Source organism: Amycolatopsis sp. MtRt-6 (assembly GCF_017308975.1).
In the GTDB taxonomy this organism is placed as follows: Bacteria; Actinomycetota; Actinomycetes; order Mycobacteriales; family Pseudonocardiaceae; genus Amycolatopsis.
In genome coordinates, this window is the sequence record NZ_JADWPD010000054.1 from 1 (window position 1) to 21,004 (window position 21,004).

The window sequence follows — 21,004 nt, forward strand, 5'->3', positions numbered from 1 at the left end:
TCGGCGGAGGCCAGTCGGGTCAGCACAGCCGGGATGGGAGAAGATGCAACAGCAGGCACGGCTCTCTCACAGATCATGGGCTTCGACAACCACATGATCACCACCGAGAGCCGTGCCTGCCTGCACCGACACGACTTTGCCGGAACCCCGCCCTCCGGCGGTTTCTAGGGGTGGTTGCAACACCTGAGTGTTCAGGAGTTGCTTCGTGTCCAGACGGGATCGGGATCGTGTCCCCGACTTCCTCTCCCGCCGTCCGGGTCGGCCTGGCCGGGCGTTGACCGCCGAACGAGCGGCCTACTTTGACCTGGTGGAAGCAGGGAAGCGGCCCGGCAGGTCGGGGTCAACTACCGGACTGCGAAACGCTGGCGCGCCGAGGCAGCCCAAGTCGCGGCGACGCCGCTGCCGGCACCGGCCGAGGTGTCCTCGCGGTTTCTGAGCCTGGACGAGCGGATCCGGATCGCCGACCGCCTCCACCAGCCCGGCATTTCGCTGCGGATGATCGCGACCGAGCTGGGCCGGCCAGTGTCGACCATCAGCCGCGAACTCGGCCGCAACCAACAACCCGACGGCACCTATCAACCGCACGCCGCGCACGAGCGGGCCGCCGAGCGGCGGGCTCGCCCGAAGGTCGGCAAACTGACCGCGGATCCGGCCTTGCGGGCAGTCGTGCAGGATGGGCTCGATGCCCGGTGGAGTCCGCAGCAGATCACCCGCCGGCTTCGCCGCGATTACCCTGACCGGCCGGAGTGGCATGTGAGCTGCGAAACCATCTACCAAGCCCTGTATGTGCAGGCCCGGGGTGGGTTGCGGCGTGAGGTCGCCGGCTGGCTGCGCACCGGCCGCATCGCCCGCCGATCGCACGTACGCCCGGATCAACGCCGGCCGCGGATGGCCACCCCGATGATGATGATCAGCGACCGACCCGCCGAAGTCGCGGACCGGGCGGTGCCTGGGCACTGGGAAGGCGACCTGATCATGGGCGCCCACAACCGCTCCGCAATCGGCACCCTGGTCGAACGCAACACCCGCTACGTGATGCTGCTGCACCTGCCCGAGGGCTACACCCCAACCCTGGTCCGGGATGCCCTCATAGCGAAGATCCAGACCCTGCCAACCCACCTGCGGCGGTCCCTGACCTGGGATCAAGGCAGTGAGATGCATTTGCATGGCCAGTTCACCGCGGCCACGGACATGCCGGTCTACTTCTGCGACCCGCACGCCCCCTGGCAACGCGGATCCAACGAGAACACCAACGGCCTGCTCCGCCAGTACTTCCCCAAAGGCACGGACATGCCGGTCTACTTCTGCGACCCGCACGCCCCCTGGCAACGCGGATCCAACGAGAACACCAACGGCCTGCTCCGCCAGTACTTCCCCAAAGGCACCGACCTCAGCGCCCACACCGCCGAGCACCTCGACACGGTCGCAATCGAGCTCAATGACCGGCCCCGGATGACCCTCGACTGGGACACACCCGCCGAACGCATGACACAGTTACTCACCACCCACAACCAGCAGCAGTGTTGCAACCACCCCTAGAAACCGCCTCCTCTGGGGGGGCGTCCCCAAGTCCATTCTATCGACCCCAGGCGACAAACCCGCCGAAAAGCAACCAGAGCGGCGCAGCAGTCCACAACCGACCGGCCCTGTGGACAAACAGCGAGTCTCAGCGCCGCCGCAGGCCCGCCGCCGCGGCCGCCACCACCGCGGTCGCCCCGGCCAGCCAGCCCACCACCCGGGACAGCTCCACCGCGCGCGTCACGTGGCCCGCGTCCGGGTTGCGGCCGACCCCCAGCACCGGCAGCTCCACCACTCCGTGCGGGTACACCGTCCGGCCGCCGACGCGGACCTCCAGCGCTCCCGCGAACGCCGCCTCCACGCGGCCCGCGTTCGGGCTCGGGTGGGCGATCGTGTCCCTGCGCCAGGCCCGCCACGCCCCACCGGCCGACCCGCCCACCACCGGCGCCGCCAGCACCGTCAGCGCCGCCGCCACGCGGGTCGGCAGCAGGTGGACCAGCTCGTCCAGGCGGTCCACCACCCAGTGGCCGCGGTGCCCCGGGCGCGATCGGCGCAGCAGGCTCACCGCCCGCGCTCCCAGCAGGCCCGGCACGCCCGCCAGCGCGCCCCACACCAGGGGGGCCACCACCGCGTCGGACGTGTTCTCCGCCAACGTCTCCACCGACGCCCGCGACAACGCGATGGCGGTCAACCCCTCGGTCACCCGGGGGTCCAGTTCGGACAGTGTCGCGCGGGCCGGCTCGAAGCGGCACTCCTCGAGGTCGCGGGCCAGTTCCGTGCCCTGCTGGGCCAGACCGGCCGCGCCGAGCACCGCCCACGTCGTCACCGCCGTCGCCGACGCCTGCGCCAGCGGCCTGCCGCGGCTCGCGCGCTCCAGCAGCGCTCCGCCCACGACCAGCGCGCCCGCCACCAGGACGCCCGAGCGGTGCGGGAGACCGCGGAACGCCGTCACCGGGGGCCGCCGCCGGGGGTCGCCGAGGACGCCGTCGGCCGCCACACCCAACACCAGTCCGATCGCGCGTGCCGCGCTCACCGTGCCCCCCGGCGGAAGAAAGTCCAGTTCCCGGGGGCAGGCTACTCGCCCTCCGGGCCGCCCTCCGCCACCAGGGCGGCGATCTCGTCGCGGGCCTGGACGACGATGTCGCGCATCGCCCGCTCCGCCCGGTCCGCCTCCCCGGCGGCCACCGCCGCGGCCACCTCGACGTGCAACGCCACCGCCTCCGGCTGCGGCTCGGGCGGCATCAGGCCGTGGCCGGTCCGCCCGGTGAGCACCTCCGCGACGACGTCCGACAGCTGCCTGAACATCGGGTTCCGGGACGCGCTGAGCAGCAGGTCGTGGAAGGCGATGTCGAACCCGAGGAACGCCGGCAGGTCGCGCGCCCGGGCCGTCCGTGCCAGCCGCTCCCCCAGCGCGCCCAGCCGGCCGCGCTCCTCCGGCGTCGCGCGCAGGGCCGCGAACCGCGCCGCGCACGGCTCGATCGCCGACCGGAGCTCGTTCAGCGTGGCGAGCGCGGCCGGGCGGGCCGGGCCGTCGAGCTGCCAGCGGATCAGCCGCGGGTCGTAGTGGTTCCACGCCGACGGCTCCCGGACGGTCACCCCGACCCGGCGCTTGCTGCTGGTCAGCTGCATCGTCTCCAGCACGCGGACGACCTCGCGCGCCACGGTCCGCGAAGCGCCGAAGCGCTCCTGCAACTCCTCGGAACGCAATACCGTGCCCGGCGCCAGCGAGCCGTTCGCGATCTCCGCGCCCAGCGCGTCCAGGACTTCCTCGTGCCTCACCCCCGCAGGCTATCCGTCTGACTCGATTAAGTAGTACTTCATCTTGAATAAGTAGTACTTTTGAGTTTCACTCACCTGGGCACAACGAAGTGGGAGGTGCGGATGACCGTCATCGTGGTGATGGGGGTGTCAGGCTCCGGGAAGACGACGATCGGCACGGCGCTCGCCGAGGCCCTGGGCGTCGAGTACGCGGAAGCGGACACGTTCCATCCGAAGGCCAACATCGACAAGATGACCGCGGGCACACCGCTGACCGACGAAGACCGCGCCCCCTGGCTGGCGGCCATCGCCGGCTGGATCCGCGAGCACCAGGCCACCGGCGGCGTCGTGACGTCGTCCGCGCTCAAGCGCCGGTACCGCGACGTCCTGCGCGGCGGTGGCGACGTCTGGTTCGCGCACCTGCACGGCGACCGCGAGATCCTCGCCGAACGCATGCAGTCGCGCTCGGGCCACTTCATGCCGGTGTCGCTGCTGGACTCCCAGCTCGCCGACCTCGAACCCCTCCAGCCGGACGAGCCGGGCGCGATCTTCGACATCCGCCGGACGCCCGCGGAGATCACCGAAGCCGCGCTGACCGCCTTCCGGGAGCGCGCGTGAACGCCGTCCTCGCCGCCGGCTGGACCGGCCACTCGACCCGCCTGATCATCGCGACCGTCGTCGCCATCGCCGTCATCGTCGTGCTGATCACGAAGGTGAAGCTGCACCCGTTCCTGTCGCTGGTGCTCGGCTCGCTCGCACTCGGGCTGACCGCCGGGATGCCGGTCGACAAGCTGCTCAAAAGCTTCACCACCGGCGTCGGCAGCACGGTCGCCTCGGTCGGCATCCTGATCGCCCTCGGCGCGATGCTCGGCAAGCTGCTGGCCGACTCCGGCGGCGCCGACCAGATCGTCGACACCGTGCTCGGCAAGGCCCGCGACAAGAGCCTGCCGTGGGCGATGGCCCTGGTCGCGGCGCTGATCGGGCTGCCGATGTTCTTCGAGATCGGCCTCGTCATGCTGATCCCGGTGGTGCTGCTGGCCGTCAAGCGCACCGGGAAACCGTTGCTGCTGCTGGGGATTCCCGCCGTCGCCGGGCTTTCGGTGCTGCACGGGCTCGTCCCGCCGCACCCGGGTCCGCTCGCCGCGGCCGGCGCGCTCAACGCGAACGTCGGTGTCACGCTGGCGTTCGGCCTGCTCGTCGGCCTCCCGACGGTGGTCATCGCGGGCCCGCTGTTCGGCAAGCTCGCGGCCAAGCTCGTCCCGGACGCCGTCGCACCCGAGCGGCTCATCCCGGAACGCGCCGACACCAGCAAGCCGCGGCCCAGCTTCGCCGCGACGCTCACGACGGTGCTGCTGCCGGTCGTGCTCATGCTGGCGAAAGCGCTCTCGGACATCCTGCTGGCCAAGGACAGCCAGGTCCGCAAGATCCTCGACTTCGCCGGTGACCCGCTGATCGCGCTGCTCGCGGCGGTCCTGGTGGGCATGGTGCTGCTCGGCCGCCCGGCCGGCCTCGGCCGCGAAAAACTGTCCACTGTGGTCGGTGACTCGCTCGGGCCGATCGCCGGGATCGTCCTGATCGTCGGCGCGGGCGGCGGGTTCAAGCAGACCCTGGTCGACGCGGGTGTCGGCGACGTCATCACCGGCCTGGCCAAGGACGCGAACCTGTCGCCGCTGCTGCTCGGCTGGCTGGTCGCGGTGGCGATCCGGCTGGCGACGGGCTCGGCCACGGTCGCGACGGTCTCGGCGGCGGGCATCGTGGCGCCGCTGGCCGCGACCATGGACCCGTCGCAGAGCGCGTTGCTGGTGCTGGCGATCGGCGCCGGGTCGCTGTTCTTCTCGCACGTCAACGACGCCGGGTTCTGGCTGGTCAAGGAGTACTTCGGCCTCTCGGTGGGCCAGACGCTGAAGAGCTGGTCGGTGATGGAGACGCTCATCTCGGTGGTCGCCATCGCGCTGATCCTGCCGCTGTCGTTGGTCGTTTAGCCGCGGCACGACGAACAGGCCGTCACCCCCGCCGGGGTGGCGGCTTTTTCGCACCGTTGACATGTGACCATTTGGTCACCTATTCTCGCTGACGTGCCCGACGACGACCTGGTGTTCAAGGCGCTGGCGGATCCGACCCGCCGGTTCCTGCTCGACCTGCTCTTCGAGCGTGACGGCCGCACGCTCACCGAGCTGGAGACCCAGGTGGAGATGACCCGCTTCGGCGTCATGAAGCACCTGAAGCTCCTCGAAGAAGCCGGGCTCGTCGTCGCCCGGAAGGAAGGGCGCGAGAAACGGCACTTCCTCAACCCCGTCCCGATCCGGGAGATCCACGACCGGTGGATCGACAAGTACACCGAGCGCCAGGTGACCGCGCTCCTCGAGCTCAAGACCGAACTGGAAGGCGAAGAACCGTGACGAACACCGTGCAGGTCCACCGCGTCTACATCAAGGCCACCCCGGAACGCATCTGGGAGGCCATCACCAAGCCCGAGTGGACGCAGAAGTACGGCTACTCCGGGCTCGTCGACTACGACCTCAAGCCCGGCGGCAAGCACCGCACGCGGCCGACGCAGGACTTCATCGACGCCGGGTTCACCGGCGACCTCGTCGACGGCGAGGTCCTGGAGGTCGACCCGCCGCGCAAGCTCGTCATCACCTGGAAGCTGCTGATGGGCCCCGAGGTCGCCGCCGAGCCCTACACGACGATCACCTACGACATCGAAGAGACGAAGACCGCGGGCACCAGACTGACCGTCACCCACGACGTCACCGGCGCCCCGAACACCGCCGCGCTGGTCAGCGGCCAGATGGAGGACGTCAACGCCGGGCCGGGCGACAACGCCGGCGGCGGCTGGGCCTGGATCCTCTCCGACCTCAAGTCGCTGCTGGAGACCGGCGAAGTCCTGGTCCCGTGAGGGGGGTCTGGCGGGACCGGCCCCGCGCCGCTTCGGCGCCGGTCCCGCCAGAGTCTTCAGCCGCGCTGGGTCGCCGCCTTGAGCGCCGCCTTCGCGGCCTCGGGCGCCCCCAGCGTGTCGAGCCCGAACAACGCCGCGCCCACCACCGGGTTGACGTCGACGACGCGGACCACCGCGCGCGGCGCCACCTTGAGGCATCGCTTCTCGATCTCCGCGATCACCGGCGCGCCGACGCCGGTCAGCACGCCGCCGCCGAGGACGATCTCCGGGGCGTCCCCGGTCAGGTCCAGCTCGCGGAGGATCACCGCCGCGAACACGCTGACCTCCTCGACGAACCGCGTCACGATGTCCTGCGCGACCTCGTCGCCCGCCGCGGCCACCTCGAACAGCAGCGGGCAGAGGCCGTGGATCGACGCCGGGTCGATCTCCTCGAAGTGCAGGCCCTGCACCACGTCCAGCAGCGTCGGCTGCCCGAAGTAGCGCGCCACGGCGGGCCGCAGGGCGGTGGCGGGGCCGCGGCCGTCCTCGGCGCGGACCGCCCACCACAGGGCCTCTTCGCCGAGCCGGTAGCCGCCACCCCAGTCGCCGGAGATCTTGCCCAGCGCGGGAAAACGGTGCACGCGGCCGTCCGGGCCGACGCCGGCGCCGTTGATCCCGGCGCCGCACACCACCGCGACACCCACCCCCGCGCTGCCCGCCCGAAGCAGTGCGAGGGTGTCGTTGCCGACCGTCAGCGTGTCGCTCCAGCCGCGGGCCGCGAGGGCCGCGTGCAGCACCTCCTCTTCCCGGGGGAAGTCGAGGCCGGCCAGGTACGCCGAGGTGTGCGCCGCTTCCGGGTGCGTTCCGAACGCGGGATACGCCGCCAGCACCAGTTCTTCCAGCGCCGCAACACAACCGGCGACGCCGATGTTCTGCGGCGACGCGCCGGGACCGCGCGAGGACCCCAGCACGACACCGTCTTCCGAGATCACCAGGACCTCGGTCTTGCTGTTGCCGCCGTCGATCGCGATGACTGCAGGCTTCATCCGCGGGCCCAGGGCAGGTACTCGCGGTTGATCTGGACCAGCGAGTCGGCGAGCGTGTCGGCCTTCGCGTACTGGCCGACCAGCGGGTGCGCGAGCAGGGCGTCGGCCACGCGGTCGCGGCCGCCCTTCAGCGCCGCCTCCAGGGCCAGGAACTCGTACGCCGTCGTCGCCGCGATGAGCCCGGCGAAGCGCTGCTCCACCGGCGGCTGCGGGATCGGCGTGGCGCCCTTGGCGTCCACAGTGGACCGGGCTTCGATCACGGCGTCGTCCGGCAGGAACGGGAAGGTCCCGTCGTTGCGGACGTTCACCACGTGCTCCTCGGCCGGGCCGCCGGCGGTCAGCGCGTGCACCAGCTGCACCGCGGCCTCGGAGTAGTACGCCCCGCCGCGCTTCTCCAGCGACTCCGGCTTGGTCACCTGCTCCGGGTCGAGGTAGATCTTCAGCAGCTCTTCCTCGACGTCGGAGACGACGTCCGCGCGCGGCCGCTCGGTGCGCTGCTTGGTCACCTGCTCGTCGTGCGCGTAGAAGTACTTCAGGTAGTACGACGGCACGACGTTCATCCGCCGCAGCCACTGCTCCGGGACGCTGACCTCGCGGGACAGGTAGTCCAGGTGCTCCGCCAGCAGCTCCGGCAGCCGGTCGACGCCGTCGACGAGCGCGCCGCGCTCCCAGCTCAGGTGGTTCAGCCCGGTGTGGACGAGCTTGACGTCGTCCGCGCCGACGCCCAGCAGCTTCCCGAACTGCCGCTGCAGGTTGATCGCGACGTTGCACAGCCCGACCGCGCGGTGGCCCTCGTTGAGCAGCGCCCGCGTCACGATGCCGACCGGGTTGGTGAAGTTGACGATCCACGTGTCGTCACCGGCGATCTTGCGGACGCGGTCGGCGATGTCCAGCACCACCGGCACCGTGCGCAGCGCCTTCGCCAGCCCGCCCGCGCCGGTCGTCTCCTGGCCGACGCAGCCGCAGGCGTGCGGGAACGTCTCGTCCGAGCGCCGCGCCCGCTGCCCGCCGACGCGCAGCTGGATCAGGACCGCGGACGCGCCGTCGACGCCTTCTTCGAGCGACTGCGTCGTCTTGATTCGCGCCCGGTGGCCGGCGTGGTCGAGCAACCGCTGGCTGAACCCGCCGACGGCTTCGACGCGGTAGGCGTCCGGGTCGACCAGCACGATCTCGTCGACGTCCAAAGTGGATCGGCGGCCGGCGATCCCGTCGATCAGCTCCGGCGTGTAGGTGGACCCGCCACCGACGACTGCCAGCTTCATCCCTTGACCCCCGTGAATGTGATGCCCTTGACGAACGACTTCTGCGCGAAGACGAACAGTACGATCACCGGCGCCATGATCAGCGCGGTCGCCGCCATCGTCATGTTCCACTCGACGTGGTGCATGCCGCGGAAGGACGCGATGGCCAGCGAAAGCGGCCAGTGGTCCTGGTTTTCGCCGGTGTAGAGCAGCGGCCCGAAGTAGTCGTTCCAGGTGAACAGGAAGCAGAACATGGCGGTGGCCGCGATGCCGGGCTTGGCCATCGGGATCAGCACCCGGTACATGGCCTGGAACTCGGTGCAGCCGTCGATCTTCGCCGCTTCGAGGTAGTCCTTCGGAATCGTCAAGAAGAACTGGCGGAGCAGGAAGATCGAGAACGCGTCGAAGAAGAAGTAGGGCACGATCAGCGGAACCAGCGTGCCGGTGAGGCCCATCCGCACCCACAGGTCGTACAGCGGGACGACGGTGACCTGCGGCGGCAGCAGCATCGCCGCCACCGTCAGCATGAAGAACAGGTTCTGCCCGCGCCACTTGAGCTTCGCCAGCGCGTACGCCGCCGGGATCGCCGAAAGCAGCGCACCGACCGTCGCCAGCGCCGAATACAGCAGGCTGTTGCCGAAGTATTCGAGCAGCGGCGCCTTCTGGAACACCTTGACGAAGTTCTCGAAGTGCCACTCGGTCGGCCACAGGCTCGCCGTCATGGCCTGGTCGCTCTTCATCACCGCGGTCAGGAAGACGAACAGCAGCGGCAGCAGGAAGATCACGCCGAGCGCGATCCCGATCGCGTGGGTGGCGATGAAGGACAGCCGCTTGTCCCAGTTCCGCTTGAACCGCACCTTCGGCGGTACGCCCGCCGCACGCTGCGGCGCTTCGGCCACGGCGGTCATGCGCCCTCCTCCTGGTGCTGGGACTTCCGCAGCTGCCGCACGAGAATCCAGGTGAAACCCGACGACACGATGAACAGCAGCACCGCCATCGCGGCCGCGTAACCCATGTTGAAGTAGCGGAAGCCCTGGACGTACAGCCAGATCGGGTAGGTCAGCGTCGAGTTCTGCGGCGCGCCGATGAGCTTCGAGTTGCCGGCGACGTCCGCGGTGCCCGCGCTTGCGGAGGCCGCCACGATCGCCTGGGTGAAGAACTGCAGGGCGTAGATGATCGAGTTGACCACGCCGAACAGCAGCACCGGCGAGATCGACGGCAGCGTCACGTGCCAGAACCGGCGGATCGGGCCGGCCCCGTCGAGCTCGGCGGCCTCGTACTGCTCGGCGGGGACGTCCAGCAGCGCGGCCAGGATGATGATCATCAGCTCGCCGGAGCCCCACAGCGCCAGCAGCGTCAGCGCGGGCTTCGACGTCTCCGGGCTGTTGAACCAGAGCGGGCCGTCGACGCCGACGAGCCGCAGGAACCGGTTGACCGGGCCGAACTCCGGGTTGAACACGAAGACGAACGCCAGCGTGGCGGCGGCGGGCGGGGCGAGCGCCGGCAGGTAGCAGAGGGTACGGACCAGGCCGACACCCGACTTGAGCCGGGAGATCACCGACGCGATGCCGAGGGAGAACACCACGCGGCAGACCGTCAGCACGACCACCAGCCACAGCGTGTTGTACGCGGCCGTGCCGACGAGCGGCTCGGTGGTGAACATCCGGACGTAGTTGTCGAAGCCGATGAACTGCGGCGGGTTGATCAGGTCGTAGCGGGTGAAGGAGTAGTAGACGGTGGCGATCAGCGGGTAGCCGAAGAAGATGAGGAACCCGAGGAACGCCGGGGCCATGAAGAACAGGACGGTCCGGCGGCGCTTGGCCCGGCGGGCCCCCGCCCGCACCTTCGCGGGTGCGGACGGGGAAGCCTTTTCGGCGAGCGTCGTCATCCGCCGGCGCCCTTCTGCTTCAGTTCGTCGTTGACCTGCGCGTCGACCTTCGCCAAGCCCGCGGTCAGGTCGGGCACCGCACCGGCCTGCCACTTCTCGGCGAAGTCGTTGACCGCCTTGAGGTGCGCGTCGCCGATCGGGGTGGTCTGGTTGGCGACCAGCTTGCCGCTGTCGTAGATGTCGAGGAACGTCTTGAACTGTGGCTGCAGGTCCAGCCGCGGCGAGGTCAGCGCCGCCTTGGTGCTGGGCACGTTCTTCAGGCCGTTGGCCATGTCCACCAGGGTGTCGGTGTCCAGGGTGACCTGCTTGATCAGCTCCCAGGCGGCGCCGGGGTTCTTGGCGCCCTTGGGGATCGCGATGATCGTGCCGGTGGTGAAGCCGCCGCCGTAGTGGTCGGCCATGGTGTCGAGCACCGGCGCGGGCGCGGTGGCGTAGTTGAGCGTCGGCGCCTGGTCCTTGAGGAACGCGGTGCGGAACTCGCCGTCGTAGATCATCGCCAGCTTGCCCTTGTGGAAGCCGTTGTCGGCGGAGTACTCGTCGCCGAGGCCGGCCTTGAACTGCTCGACCTTGTCGTGGCCGCCGAGGAAGTCGATCATCTTCTTCTGGAACTCGAACATCGCCTTCCAACCGGGGTTGCTCGCGAGGTCCGACTTGCCGTCCGGGCCGAGGAACGGCGCGCCGAAGTTGGGCGCCCAGTACTGGGCCTGGTTGGCGTAGAACGGCATCGAGGGCAGGAAGCCGGCGACCTTGATGGAGCCGTCCGGGTTGAACTCGGTGAGCTTCTTGGCGTCCTCGAACCACTCGGTGGTGGTCTTCGGCGGCGAGGTGATGCCCTTCGCCGCGAACATGTCCTTGTTGTAGTAGAGCCCGTAGACGTCGGCGAGCATCGGCATCGCGCACCGCTTGCCCTGGTACTCGGTGTAGTTGCGGACCGCCTCGGGGATCTGGTTGAGGTCGATCTTGTCGCGGTCGATGTAGGGCTTGAGATCCTGGAAACTGCCGGTGGAGCACCAGGCGCCGAGGTTGTCGGTGTAGAAGGAGATCGCGACGTCGGGCGGGTTGCCGCCGCGGATCGACTGGGTGAGCTTGTCGTCGTCCTGGTTGCCCTCGTGCTTGATCTCGATGTTGGGGAACTTGGCCTTGAGCTTGTTGAGGCCCGCCGTCACCACGCCGTACTCGCGGTCGGTGAACTTGGAGTACACGGTGAGCGTGAGCTTGTCGTCCTTGCCGGGCGCGGCGGCCGCGTCACCCCCGCTCGGGGCGGCGGCGCCGGAACAGGCGCTGGTCAGCAGGACGGACGCCGCGGCGGCGGCCACGAGCAGTGCGCCACGGCGGGTCCGGGTGGTCGGGGGCATGGCCCTCCTCCTCATCGGTCGGGGCTGGTCGATCGGGGACGGGTGCTGTCGCCCTCGGGCCGGCGCGACCCGAGGAGCGTGGGGGTGACGACGCCGAAGACGTCCTCACGGGTGGTCGCGAGCGCGGACTGCAGCGCGCCCGCCCGGACGGCGTTGCCCTGCACGGAAGCGCAGCCGACGGGCGTGCGCGGCAGGACGAGTTCGTGCAGCTTCTCCTGGACCAGCGCGGCGAACTCCTCGCCGCCGGCCCGGCTGGTGTCACCGCAGAGGAGCACGAGCTGCGGATCGGCGACGGCGACGAGGTTGGCGACGCCACCGGCGACCCGCTTGGCGAGGTCGTGCCGGAAGGGGTGGTGCGGTTCGGTCTTCGCCACGGCGTCCCAGGCGGTGGCGGCTTCGATGCCGTGCGCGGCGGCGAGCCGGCAGATGGCGGGTGAGTCGACGAGGTTGCCGAACCGGGCGCCGGCCTCGGGCCAGACGTCACCGGTGTCCTTGGTGGCGGGATCGGGCACGCGCATCCAGTCGATCTCGCCGCCCCCGCCGGTGGCGCCGCGCAGCAGCCGCCGTCCGATGACGACGGCACCGCCGACGCCTTCGGACAGCCAGACCATGACGAAGTCGTCGACGTCCTGGGCCATCCCGACGGTCATCTCCTCGACGGCGACCAGGTTGACGTCGTTCTCGATGAGGACGTCGACGCCGAGTTCGTCGCTGAGTTTCTGCGGGACGTCGAAGCCGAGCCAGCCGGGGATGTGCGGCGCGGAGGAGAGCAGCCCGGTCCGCGGATCGAACGCCCCCTGCGCGCCGATCACGACGTGGGCCAGGTCTTGCCGTTCGATGCCCGCTTCTTCGGCGACCTTCTGGAGTGCGTCCCCGAAGGCCCCGACGACGTCGGCACCGGCGTGCACGGGCAGCGGCGTCCGGTACTCGGCGAGCACGACCCCGGCGACATCGGCGACGACGAAGTCGGCCACGTGCGGCGTCAGATCGACGGCGGCGACGAAGGCGAGGCCGCCGTTGGCCGCCCAGAGCTGGGCGCGGGGTCCCCTGCCGCCACCTCTGACGCCGGCCTTCATGACGAGGTTGTCCTGTTCGAGCCGGGTGAGCAGCTGGGCGGTGGCGGGCTTGGAGAGCCCGATGGCGAGCTCGAGTTCGGCCCGCGTCAGGGGGCCCTCCCGCAGGAGGACCTCGATGGCGGCGCGGTCGTTGATCTCGCGCAGCATCCGCGGGCTACCGGCTCGCACGCGTCCCTCCCGGACTTAATTAGGATACTTTACAGACGGTTTCCGGCGACTGTAGTGAGCCGGGGCACAGCCGTCAACGGTCTCGTGAAACGGCGAGGTAACGCTTGAGCGGGCGTTGGGCCAGGTAGCGGGCGTACCAGTGAACGATTTGCGCCGGTCTTTCCCGGCCGGTCAGCGAATTTCGGGTTGCGGCGCCGGGGATGCTGGTCTTCGTGGACGTCGTGGCGCAGCGGGTGCGGACCACCTGGACCAAGCGGTCCCGGGGTGGCCCGGCAGCGGCTGTGCGCCACCGCGTGCCGGTCGCGTTTCCCCTGCCGCCGGGCGTGGGGCTGCACGAGGTGCAGGCCGACGAGTCGACCGGCTTCGAGCCGCGGTTCAGGGTGCGGCCTCTTGCCGAGCTGGGCGGTGTCCTGCTCCGGGAGGCGTCCACCGGGCTGTCAGTGCAGGTGGAGCCGGCCGCGATGAGCTGGCCGAACCGGGAGTGGCGGCCGGAACCGGTCCACCTCCGGCCGGGCGAGTGGCTGCGCTGGCAGATCAACTACCGCTTCGGCTCGACCTGCGAGTGCGGCAGCGACTGGAGCTACCGGCTGGACACCCTGAACCTGGCGTACGGCGGCCCGGTGGACTTCACGGGCAAGCCGACCCGCTCGGTGACCGAACTCGCCGACCTGCGCTGAAGGCACCGCAACAAGCGCCCCAATGTGGCCTTGGTTGCGTTCAACGCACCCAAGGTGGCCTTCGGTGCGGTCAACGCACCGAAGGCCACCGTGGGGCGCTCGGGCCTACTCCTCCGCGTCCGCCCAGGCCTTGAGCATCACGCGGGCTATCGATGAGTTGCCCGGCAGGATGATCTCCGCCGCCCCGTCGGCGATCGGCGTGGGCTTCGCAGCGCGGCCCGCGCTGTTCTCGAACGCCGCCCGGACCTCGGCCCGCGACACCCACAGCGCCTCTTCGATCTCGCCGTCCGCCGGGGTCAGGGGCAGCGACCGGTCCGCGCGGGCCGCGAACCCCAGCATGATCGACCGTGGGAACGGCCACGGCTGGCTGCCCAGGTACCGGACGTCCGAAACCAAAGCGCCCACCTCTTCGCGGATCTCCCGGACCACGCACGCCTCGAGGGACTCCCCCGCCTCGACGAACCCCGCCAGCACCGAATACCGCCCGGCCGGCCAGATCGGCTGGCGCGCCAGCAGTACGTGCGAACCGTTCGTTCCCTCAAAAGAATGGACCAGGCAGATCACCGCCGGGTCCGTGCGGGGGTACTCCTCGCGGCCGCAGCCCGTGCACTTGCTCGCCCAGCCGAACTGGACCAGGTCCGTCTCGCTCCCGCAGCGCGTGCAGAACTTCGCCTGACGCCGCCAGAAGCGCAACGCCTGCGCCGTCGTGAAGAGCCCCGCCGACGTGTCGTCCAGGAGGTCGCCGTAGCCGCGCAGCTCGACCCAGACCTCGCCGTCCGCGCGCGGGACCTCCTCCACGAAGCCCCAGCTGCCCGCCATCTTGACCGTGTCGGCCTCGCCCGACGGCCCGCCCGGCACCGACCAGTAGTCGACGTCCTGCCACTCGCCGAGGAACACCGCGTCCGCGGGCGGCGACGCGCCGAAGTCGACCGCCTTGCGGAACGCCAGCGTCGACGTGCCCTCGACGACCGGCGTGCGCCCGGTGTCGTCCAGGAGGACGACCCGGGCGTCGGCCCAGCGCGACGTCAGCCGCGCGGGGTTGGTGCGCAAGCCTTCCTGGCGGTCCACTGTGGACCGGGACAGGGTCGGCAGGGCACCGAGGGTGAACGGGACGGACATCAGGCGGGCTCGCCCACGACGACGTCGCCGAGCGCCAGGAGCTTGCGCTCGAGCACCGCCGCGTCGCCGACCACCACGCCCGTGAACCGCTTCGGCGCGAAGTACTTCAGCGCCGCTTCGGCGACCTCGTCGGCGGTCACCGCCGCCACCCGCGCCGGGTGCTCGTTCAGCCACTCCAGGCCGAGCCCGGTCGACGCCAGCGCCAGCACCTGGCCCGCCAGCCCGGCCTGCGACGACGTCGACGTCAGCAGTGAGCCGATCGCGTACTGCCGCACCGACTCCAGCTCGTCGCCCGCCGGCGGGACCTGGCCGAGGCGGCCCAGCTCGTAGCGGGTCTCCAGCAGCGCCGGGGCGGTCGCGTCGGTCGCGGTGTCCGCGTCGACGTTGACCACCGCCGTGCCGTCGGTGAACTCGAACCCCGAGTGCGCGGAGTACGTGTACCCCTTGTTCTCGCGGATGTTCTCCACCAGCCGCGACGAGAAGTACCCGCCGTAAGCCAGGTTCGCCAGCTGCAGCGCCGCGTAACCCGGGTCCGTGCGCGGGACCGTCTGCGCCGAGAGCCGGATCTGCGACTGCACCGCACCCGCGCGCGGCACCAGCAGCACGCTCGGCCCGGTCAGGTCGGGCAACGGCGGCAGCCGCACGGCGGAGCGGTCCGACGCCCAGCCGCCGAGCACCTTCTCCAGCTCCCCGATCACTCCGGCCGGGTCCAGGTCGCCGACCAGCACCATCACCGAGCCGCGCGGCAGCACCGACGCCTGGTGCAGCGCGCGGACCTGCTCCGGCGTCACGACCGCGACGTCTTCGGCGCGCGGGACCTCACGGGTCGCCGGGTGGTCGCCGTAGCGGTGCTTCTGCAGGGCCTCGCGCGCGATCGTGCGCGGCTGGGTGCGGGAGACGGCGATCCGCTCGACCAGCCGCTCCTTTTCGCGGGCGATCTCCTCGTCCGCGTACGTCGCCCCGGTGAGGACGTCGCCGAGCACGTCGAGGAACGTCGGCAGCTTGCCGGCCAGCGCGGACCCGGTCAGCACCAGGCGCTCCGGGTCGACGCCGGCGCCGATGTCGCCGCCGATCAGCGCCAGCTCGGCGTCGATCTCGATGCGGTTGCGGCGGGCGGTGCCGGTGAGGATCGTCTCGGCGAGCACCTCGGCCGTGGCCGGGTGCAGGGCGTCGTCGCCCGCGAACGGGATCCACAGCCGCGCCTCGACCATCGGCACGGTCGCCTTGCGCACGGCCAGCACGCGCAGGCCGTTCGCCAGCGTGGTGTCCACATGGGACAGGTCGGCGGCGGCCCGCTGCTCGCCGAGCGGCGGCAGCGGCCGCGGCCCCCGCGCGGTGCGGCCGATCTCCTCCGCGCTGCGGTGCGTTGCTGAAGTCACTGCTCGTTGTTCCCTTCCGAAGCGGGCTTGACCACCAGCACGGCGCGCGCGTCCGGGCGCAGCGCCTTCGCCGCCGCCGACACGGCCTCCGCGGTGACGGCGGACATCCGGTCCGCGAGCCGGTACACCAGCGACGCGTCGCCGTAGAGCAGCTCGAACGAGCCGAGGGCCAGAGTCCGGGACACCAGCCTGTCGTGCTCGGAGTGCAGGCTCGCCGTCCAGCGGGCGGTGACCTTGCGCAGCTCCTCCTCGCTCGGCGGGGTCTCGGCGAGCTTCTCCAGCTCGTCGTCGAGCGCGGCGAGCACGCGCTCGCGGGGCACCTCGTGCGGGTGGATCAGGGTGATGGTGAACGTGTCGGGGTCGCGGGCCTCGAACGGCCCGAACAGCCCGGCGCCGGCGCCGATGTCGACGACCAGGGGCTCCTTGTGCACGAGCCGCTGCTGCAGGCGGGAGCCGTCGCCATCGGTGAGCACGCCGGCCAGCACGAGGTAGGCCAGATAGCTGTCGACGTCGTTGATCGGGTCCGGCATCCGGTAGCCGATGCCGAGCGCGGGCAGCGGGGCGTGCGCGTCCTCGATCTCGCCGCGCAGCTCGGTGGTCGGCAGCGGCTCGGCGAAGGACGGCCGCTCCGGCGCCGGCCGGTGCGGGACGTCGCCGAAGTGGTCTTCGATCAGGTTCTTGGCGTTGTCGACCTCGAAGTCGCCGGCCACCGTGAGCACGGCGTTCGCCGGCGAGTAGTAGGTGTCGAAGAACGCGGCGCAGTCGTCGACCGTGGCGCTTTCGAGGTCCTCGAAGCCGCCGTAGCCGTTGTGGGCGTTGGGGAACGTCGAGTACAGCACCGGCGGCAGGGTGATCCACGGGAACCCGCCGTACGGCCGGTTCAGCACGTTGAGCCGGATCTCCTCCTTGACGACGTCGATCTGGTTCGCCAGGTTCTCCGCCGTCAGCTTGGGCGCGCGCATCCGGTCGGCTTCGAGGAACAGCGCGCGTTCGAGCGCGGCGCTGGGCAGCACCTCGAAGTAGTCGGTGTAGTCCGGGTGGGTGGACCCGTTGAAGGTTCCGCCGCTGGACTGCACGTGCCGGAAGTGCGCGAGTTTCTCCAGGCTCTCGGAGCCCTGGAACATCAGGTGCTCGAAGAGGTGCGCGAAACCGGTGCGCCCCTCCGGTTCGGAGCGGAAACCCACGTCGTAGTGCACGCTGACGCCGACCACCGGCGCGGTCGCGTCGGGGGCGAGAACCACGCGCAGACCGTTGTCGAGGGTGTATCGGACGAGCTCGGGATCGGCCATGGCCCCACCCTACGACGGCTCGGCGGTCGCATGCGTCCCGACTGGCTGGTGAGAAGTGGTGTCCCGGCCGGCGGCGTCGAGCAGCCGGGCGCGGCGCGCGGCGGCGAACGTCCCGGCCAGCGCCGTCGCGAACGATCCGGCCTGGTCAGGGGTGACGTCGCCGGCGTGCCAGTAGATCGACGGCGGGTGCTTGAGGTGATCGAAGGCGGCCACCCACGACGCCAGTTCGCCCAGAGCGAGCGCGTACGGCAGGCCGCGGGAGAAGACCTGCTCGCGCTGCGGCTTGTCGAAGTCCTTCGCCCGGGTCGCGGCGACGCCGCGAAGCCGGCCCGCGACGTCGGCGCCCGCCCGGCGGCGCGCGGGCAGGGCCGCCGAGGCCCCGGCGGTGACGACCCCGGCCAGCGCGAGGATGACGCCGAGCTGGGCGTACCCGACGGTCAGGGCCAGCAGGACGGTGAGGAACACGCCATAGCAGACGATTCGGATCCCAGCCCGGCGGAGCCGGCGCGTCGCGAACCAGCCGCGCCGGACGACGTCGGCCGCCAGCTCCGTGCGGGGGAGCTCGACGTGCCGTCGCCGCAGTTCGGCGAGGGTCACCGGCTCGTCCGGGACGACGGCCTCGTACACCGCACGCTCGAAGCCGGTCAGGTGCTCGTCGGGCGGGTTGCGGCGGGCCAGCCGCCAGCCGCCGTCCTCGGCGCTCACCCAGAGGTAGTTGCGGACGGCGAGGTCGAGCACGGTCGCGGCCAGGTCGAGCGGCCCGGACCGCCCACGCAGGAGAAGGCCGACGTGGCCCGGCAGCGCCCCGGCGGGCGAGGCGAACTCGCCGTTCGCGGCGAGCAGGCTCGCTTTCGCCGGCTTCGCCGCATCGGCGTCGCGGCGGCGAGCCGCCCAGACCAGCGCGGCCAGGGCCAGGAGGAGCGCGCCGAAGCCCGCCCAGGCCCAGCCGACCGGCGCGGTGAGCACGAACGCGCCGCCGAGCGTCTTCGCCGGGACCAGGACCTCGTTGGCCGGAACGGTGCCCGCGGGCAGCTCGACGATGGCGGTCATCTGCTGACCGGCGGCGAGGTTCTGCTGGCTGAAGCGGGTGAGCCCGGCGTGGTCGATCTGCGCGGCCCCGCACGGCAGATCGCCGACGGTGCAGTCGACGGCGGTGGGGATCTTCGGCGCCGCGAAGGAGGCGCGGAGGAACTTCAGCTGGGCGGTCCAGCCACCGGCCAGCTCCCAGGTGACCGTGTCGCCGGCGACCGCACCGTCCACTGTGTACCGGACGATCGAGGTGCCGGAGGTGAGGTGGACGGTGAAGGCGCCGGAGTCCACGGTCGCCGTCCCGGTGCCTTCCAGGACGACGTCGCGGACGCCGTAGACGCGGTCCCGGTTGTGGGGTGCCGGCACCCGCAGGGCGACCCGGCGGTCCATCGTGAGGCCTTCCGGGACCGAGATCGCCTCGACGACCGAAAGCGAGCCGTCGCGCTGGACCTTGAGCTGGATCTCCGCGCTCTGCGGCACGGTGGGCAGGGGCGGCTCGTCGGCGGGGCCGGCCGCCAGCGCGAGCGCCAGCAGCGCTCCCGCGAGCACGGTCAGCGGGCCGCGGCGGCGGTGAGCACGCCGTCGAGCGCGGTCAGGAAGGACGGGAAGCGCGCCCCGAACCGGCGCAGATCCGGGTCGGCCTCCATGCCGCCGTACCAGTACAGCCCGGCCGAGCCGTCCGCCGACGGATTGAGCGCGGCGAAGGCGCCGAGCCAGCGTTCGGTGTCGCCCAGCACGACCGCGTACGGCAGCGAGCGGGAGAACACCAGTTCGCGGTCGGCCGGCGGGATGTCGTCGGCCCGCGCGGTGTGCAGGTAGTCGAGCAGGCCGCGGACCTGGCCGGCGAGGGCCCGGCCGCGGGCGGTGCGGGACGGCAGCAGCGCGGCCACCGCGACGACGGCGAGCCCGGCGAGCGCGACGGCGACGCCGAGGAGGGCGTACCCGGCGGTGAACGTGAGCACCGCGGTGGCGACCAGGCCGAGCGTGAACACGCCGGCGCCGAGCCAGGTCAGCCGGCCGCGGGCGGTGTCCGGGCGGCGGGAGAACCAGCGCTTGGTGACGACGTCGGCGTACATGGCGTCGCTGATCCGGCGCAGGTCGAGCCCGCCGCGGGCCCTCAGCTGCGAAACGAGCACGGCGTCGGTGCCCGGCGGCAGCAGGGTTTCGCAGACGGCGCGTTCGAAGTCGTGGAGGTGCTCGTCCGGCGGGTTGCGGCGGGCGATCTGCCAGTCGGGCCCCGGGACCTCGGCCAGCCACAGGTAGTTGCGGACGGCCAGGTCGACCACGGTGGCGCTGATGTCGACGACGTCGACGGTCTCGTCGACGACCGTGCCGACCTGGCCGGGCAGCACGCCGTCGGGGCTGGCGAAGAAGACGCGGTCGCCGTCGCGCAGGAGGACCTCGACCGGGCCGGTGGCGGTGCGCAGCGCACCGGCGTCCTGCTTGCGGCGCCGCCACACGAAGACGGCGGCCGCGCCGAGGAGGGCGAGCAGGACGGCGAAGGCGACGCCGGTCAGCGGCGTCAGCGCGAAGGCGTTGGCGAGCAGGCCGATGTCGGCGAACTTCGCGTTCGCCGGGACGGTGCCGGCGGGCAGGCCGACGAGCAGGTCGACGCGGTCGCCGGGGCGCACGTCGTTCTGCTCGAGGCGGACGGCGCCGGTGTGGTCGAGCTCGGCGAGGGTGCAGCGCTGGTTCGAGCCGACGGGTCCGGCGAAACAGTCCACAGGGGACAATTGCGGCGTCGGCGCGATGAGGGAAGCGGTGAGCTTGGTCAGCGGCGTGTCGAAGCCGCTCGCGACCTGCCACCGGGCCTGCTGGCGGCCGTTCTGGTCGGCGACGGCGCCGTCGACGGTGTAGGTGACGCTACTGGTACCGGCGGGGAAGGTCAGGACGAGCTGGTCGCCGGTGAGCTGGCTGGTGGCTCCCTCGGTCTTGACGTCCCGGACGGCGAAGACGCGGTCCTGGTCGTCGCTCGCGGGGACTTTCAGCGGGACGCGCGAGACGAGCTGCTGCCCGCCGGGGACGGTGACGCGTTCGGTGACGGCGAGGCTGCCGTCACGCAGGACCTTGAGGGCGACATCGGCGGTGGGACCGGCGGGCGGCTGGACGTCCTGCCCGGTGAGCAGCTGCGGTTTCTTGCTCTGGTCTTCGGGCAGGTTCGGCAGGACGGGCCCGGCGGAGGGCCCTTGCGCGGCGGCGCTCCCCCCGCCCAGCACGACGACAGCGGCGGCGACCGCGACGGCGGTCCCCCATTTCATCGACACAGCACCACACCCTAGAGCACTCGATCTATGCTGACGCCCGGAACGGCGCGATCACCGCAGGTACGCCGCTTCCGACGGGGAAATCGCACGGGGGGTTCCACTCGATGACGCACGGCCCGCAGGGTCATGGTCCGCAGGGTCCTGGTCCGCATCCGCACGACCCGCGCCGGCCGTTGCCGCCGCCGGGGATGAGGCCGCTGCCGCCGCCGGGGGTGCGGCCCTTGCCGGGCCAGGGTGGGCCGCCGAACCGGGGCGGTGGGCCGGGGCAGCAGCCGCCGGCTTCCGGTGGTGCCCCTGGGCAGGGTGGGCCGTTCCCGGG

18 protein-coding genes and 1 pseudogene are annotated in these 21,004 nt (G+C 71.4%); 6 read left to right on the top strand and 13 right to left on the bottom strand.

All coding sequences use genetic code 11. The features are described 5' to 3' along the window. Nucleotides 1–304: 304 nt before the first annotated feature. Nucleotides 305–1,539, top strand: a pseudogene (locus tag I4Q55_RS47645) (IS30 family transposase). Between the two features lie 127 nt (nucleotides 1,540–1,666). On the opposite strand, the gene I4Q55_RS47650 reads toward I4Q55_RS47645, so the two are convergent. Continuing rightward, entirely contained in the window at nucleotides 1,667–2,551 is an 885-nt protein-coding gene (locus I4Q55_RS47650; RefSeq protein ID WP_206797583.1) for a cobalamin biosynthesis protein, read from the bottom strand. A 41-nt stretch (nucleotides 2,552–2,592) separates the two neighbouring features. Then, nucleotides 2,593–3,297 carry a FadR/GntR family transcriptional regulator gene (locus tag I4Q55_RS47655; protein WP_206797585.1) on the bottom strand — a complete coding sequence of 235 codons (705 nt, stop codon included), beginning with the start codon at nucleotides 3,295–3,297 and terminating at the stop codon, nucleotides 2,593–2,595. Nucleotides 3,298–3,399: 102 nt separating this feature from the next. Here I4Q55_RS47655 and I4Q55_RS47660 point away from each other — a divergent pair, with 102 nt between their 5' ends. The 4 genes from I4Q55_RS47660 to I4Q55_RS47675 all read left to right on the top strand — a co-directional run bounded on the left by I4Q55_RS47660 (nucleotide 3,400) and on the right by I4Q55_RS47675 (nucleotide 6,175). Further along, nucleotides 3,400–3,894: a gluconokinase gene (locus I4Q55_RS47660; protein WP_206797586.1), complete on the top strand. Its 495-nt coding sequence runs from the start codon at nucleotides 3,400–3,402 to the stop codon at nucleotides 3,892–3,894. Next, a complete protein-coding gene (locus tag I4Q55_RS47665) occupies nucleotides 3,891–5,258 on the top strand; it encodes a gluconate:H+ symporter (protein ID WP_206797588.1) in 1,368 nt (455 codons plus the stop codon). Before I4Q55_RS47660 ends, I4Q55_RS47665 begins: the two co-directional genes overlap by 4 nt. A gap of 93 nt (nucleotides 5,259–5,351) precedes the next feature. Then, nucleotides 5,352–5,675 carry a helix-turn-helix transcriptional regulator gene (locus I4Q55_RS47670; protein ID WP_206797590.1) on the top strand — a complete coding sequence of 108 codons (324 nt, stop codon included), beginning with the start codon at nucleotides 5,352–5,354 and terminating at the stop codon, nucleotides 5,673–5,675. Further along, the gene (locus I4Q55_RS47675) at nucleotides 5,672–6,175 is read left to right on the top strand and encodes an SRPBCC domain-containing protein (RefSeq protein ID WP_206797592.1); all 504 of its coding nucleotides are present in this window, start codon (nucleotides 5,672–5,674) and stop codon (nucleotides 6,173–6,175) included. The genes I4Q55_RS47670 and I4Q55_RS47675 overlap by 4 nt, the downstream gene beginning before the upstream one ends. 56 nt (nucleotides 6,176–6,231) lie before the next feature. Here the strand turns inward: I4Q55_RS47675 and I4Q55_RS47680 are convergent, their stop codons facing one another. The 6 genes from I4Q55_RS47680 to I4Q55_RS47705 are packed head-to-tail and all read right to left on the bottom strand — an operon-like array spanning nucleotide 6,232 to nucleotide 12,907. Continuing rightward, nucleotides 6,232–7,200 carry an N-acetylglucosamine kinase gene (locus I4Q55_RS47680; protein ID WP_206797593.1) on the bottom strand — a complete coding sequence of 323 codons (969 nt, stop codon included), beginning with the start codon at nucleotides 7,198–7,200 and terminating at the stop codon, nucleotides 6,232–6,234. Further along, nucleotides 7,197–8,462, bottom strand: coding sequence for a 6-phospho-beta-glucosidase (locus I4Q55_RS47685; RefSeq protein WP_206797594.1), 1,266 nt, complete (start codon nucleotides 8,460–8,462; stop codon nucleotides 7,197–7,199). Before I4Q55_RS47685 ends, I4Q55_RS47680 begins: the two co-directional genes overlap by 4 nt. Beyond that, the gene (locus I4Q55_RS47690; RefSeq protein ID WP_206797595.1) at nucleotides 8,459–9,349 is read right to left on the bottom strand and encodes a carbohydrate ABC transporter permease; all 891 of its coding nucleotides are present in this window, start codon (nucleotides 9,347–9,349) and stop codon (nucleotides 8,459–8,461) included. Before I4Q55_RS47690 ends, I4Q55_RS47685 begins: the two co-directional genes overlap by 4 nt. Continuing rightward, nucleotides 9,346–10,329, bottom strand: a complete 984-nt coding sequence (locus tag I4Q55_RS47695; protein WP_206797596.1) for a carbohydrate ABC transporter permease — start codon at nucleotides 10,327–10,329, stop codon at nucleotides 9,346–9,348. The genes I4Q55_RS47690 and I4Q55_RS47695 overlap by 4 nt, the downstream gene beginning before the upstream one ends. Next, complete coding sequence (locus I4Q55_RS47700) at nucleotides 10,326–11,684, bottom strand: extracellular solute-binding protein (protein WP_206797597.1); 1,359 nt, start codon at nucleotides 11,682–11,684, stop codon at nucleotides 10,326–10,328. Before I4Q55_RS47700 ends, I4Q55_RS47695 begins: the two co-directional genes overlap by 4 nt. A gap of 11 nt (nucleotides 11,685–11,695) precedes the next feature. Further along, nucleotides 11,696–12,907, bottom strand: a complete 1,212-nt coding sequence (locus I4Q55_RS47705) for an ROK family transcriptional regulator (RefSeq protein ID WP_206797626.1) — start codon at nucleotides 12,905–12,907, stop codon at nucleotides 11,696–11,698. A gap of 221 nt (nucleotides 12,908–13,128) precedes the next feature. Between I4Q55_RS47705 and I4Q55_RS47710 the strand changes: the two genes are divergently transcribed. After that, nucleotides 13,129–13,605: a hypothetical protein gene (locus I4Q55_RS47710; RefSeq protein WP_206797598.1), complete on the top strand. Its 477-nt coding sequence runs from the start codon at nucleotides 13,129–13,131 to the stop codon at nucleotides 13,603–13,605. Nucleotides 13,606–13,710: 105 nt separating this feature from the next. On the opposite strand, the gene nudC is transcribed toward I4Q55_RS47710, so the two are convergent. From nudC to I4Q55_RS47735, 5 genes are read right to left on the bottom strand one after another with little or no spacing between them, the layout of a single operon-like run. Then, complete coding sequence (nudC, locus tag I4Q55_RS47715; protein WP_206797599.1) at nucleotides 13,711–14,724, bottom strand: NAD(+) diphosphatase; 1,014 nt, start codon at nucleotides 14,722–14,724, stop codon at nucleotides 13,711–13,713. Beyond that, the gene (locus tag I4Q55_RS47720; RefSeq protein WP_206797600.1) at nucleotides 14,724–16,103 is read right to left on the bottom strand and encodes a pitrilysin family protein; all 1,380 of its coding nucleotides are present in this window, start codon (nucleotides 16,101–16,103) and stop codon (nucleotides 14,724–14,726) included. The genes nudC and I4Q55_RS47720 overlap by 1 nt, the downstream gene beginning before the upstream one ends. Next, nucleotides 16,100–17,392, bottom strand: a complete 1,293-nt coding sequence (locus I4Q55_RS47725) for a pitrilysin family protein (RefSeq protein ID WP_206797601.1) — start codon at nucleotides 17,390–17,392, stop codon at nucleotides 16,100–16,102. Before I4Q55_RS47725 ends, I4Q55_RS47720 begins: the two co-directional genes overlap by 4 nt. A gap of 9 nt (nucleotides 17,393–17,401) precedes the next feature. Further along, on the bottom strand, nucleotides 17,402–18,970 hold the full coding sequence (locus I4Q55_RS47730; protein ID WP_206797602.1) for a DUF2207 domain-containing protein: 1,569 nt from the start codon (nucleotides 18,968–18,970) through the stop codon (nucleotides 17,402–17,404). Between the two features lie 2 nt (nucleotides 18,971–18,972). Then, nucleotides 18,973–20,679 carry a DUF2207 domain-containing protein gene (locus tag I4Q55_RS47735; protein ID WP_242548034.1) on the bottom strand — a complete coding sequence of 569 codons (1,707 nt, stop codon included), beginning with the start codon at nucleotides 20,677–20,679 and terminating at the stop codon, nucleotides 18,973–18,975. Between the last annotated feature and the right edge of the window lie 325 nt (nucleotides 20,680–21,004).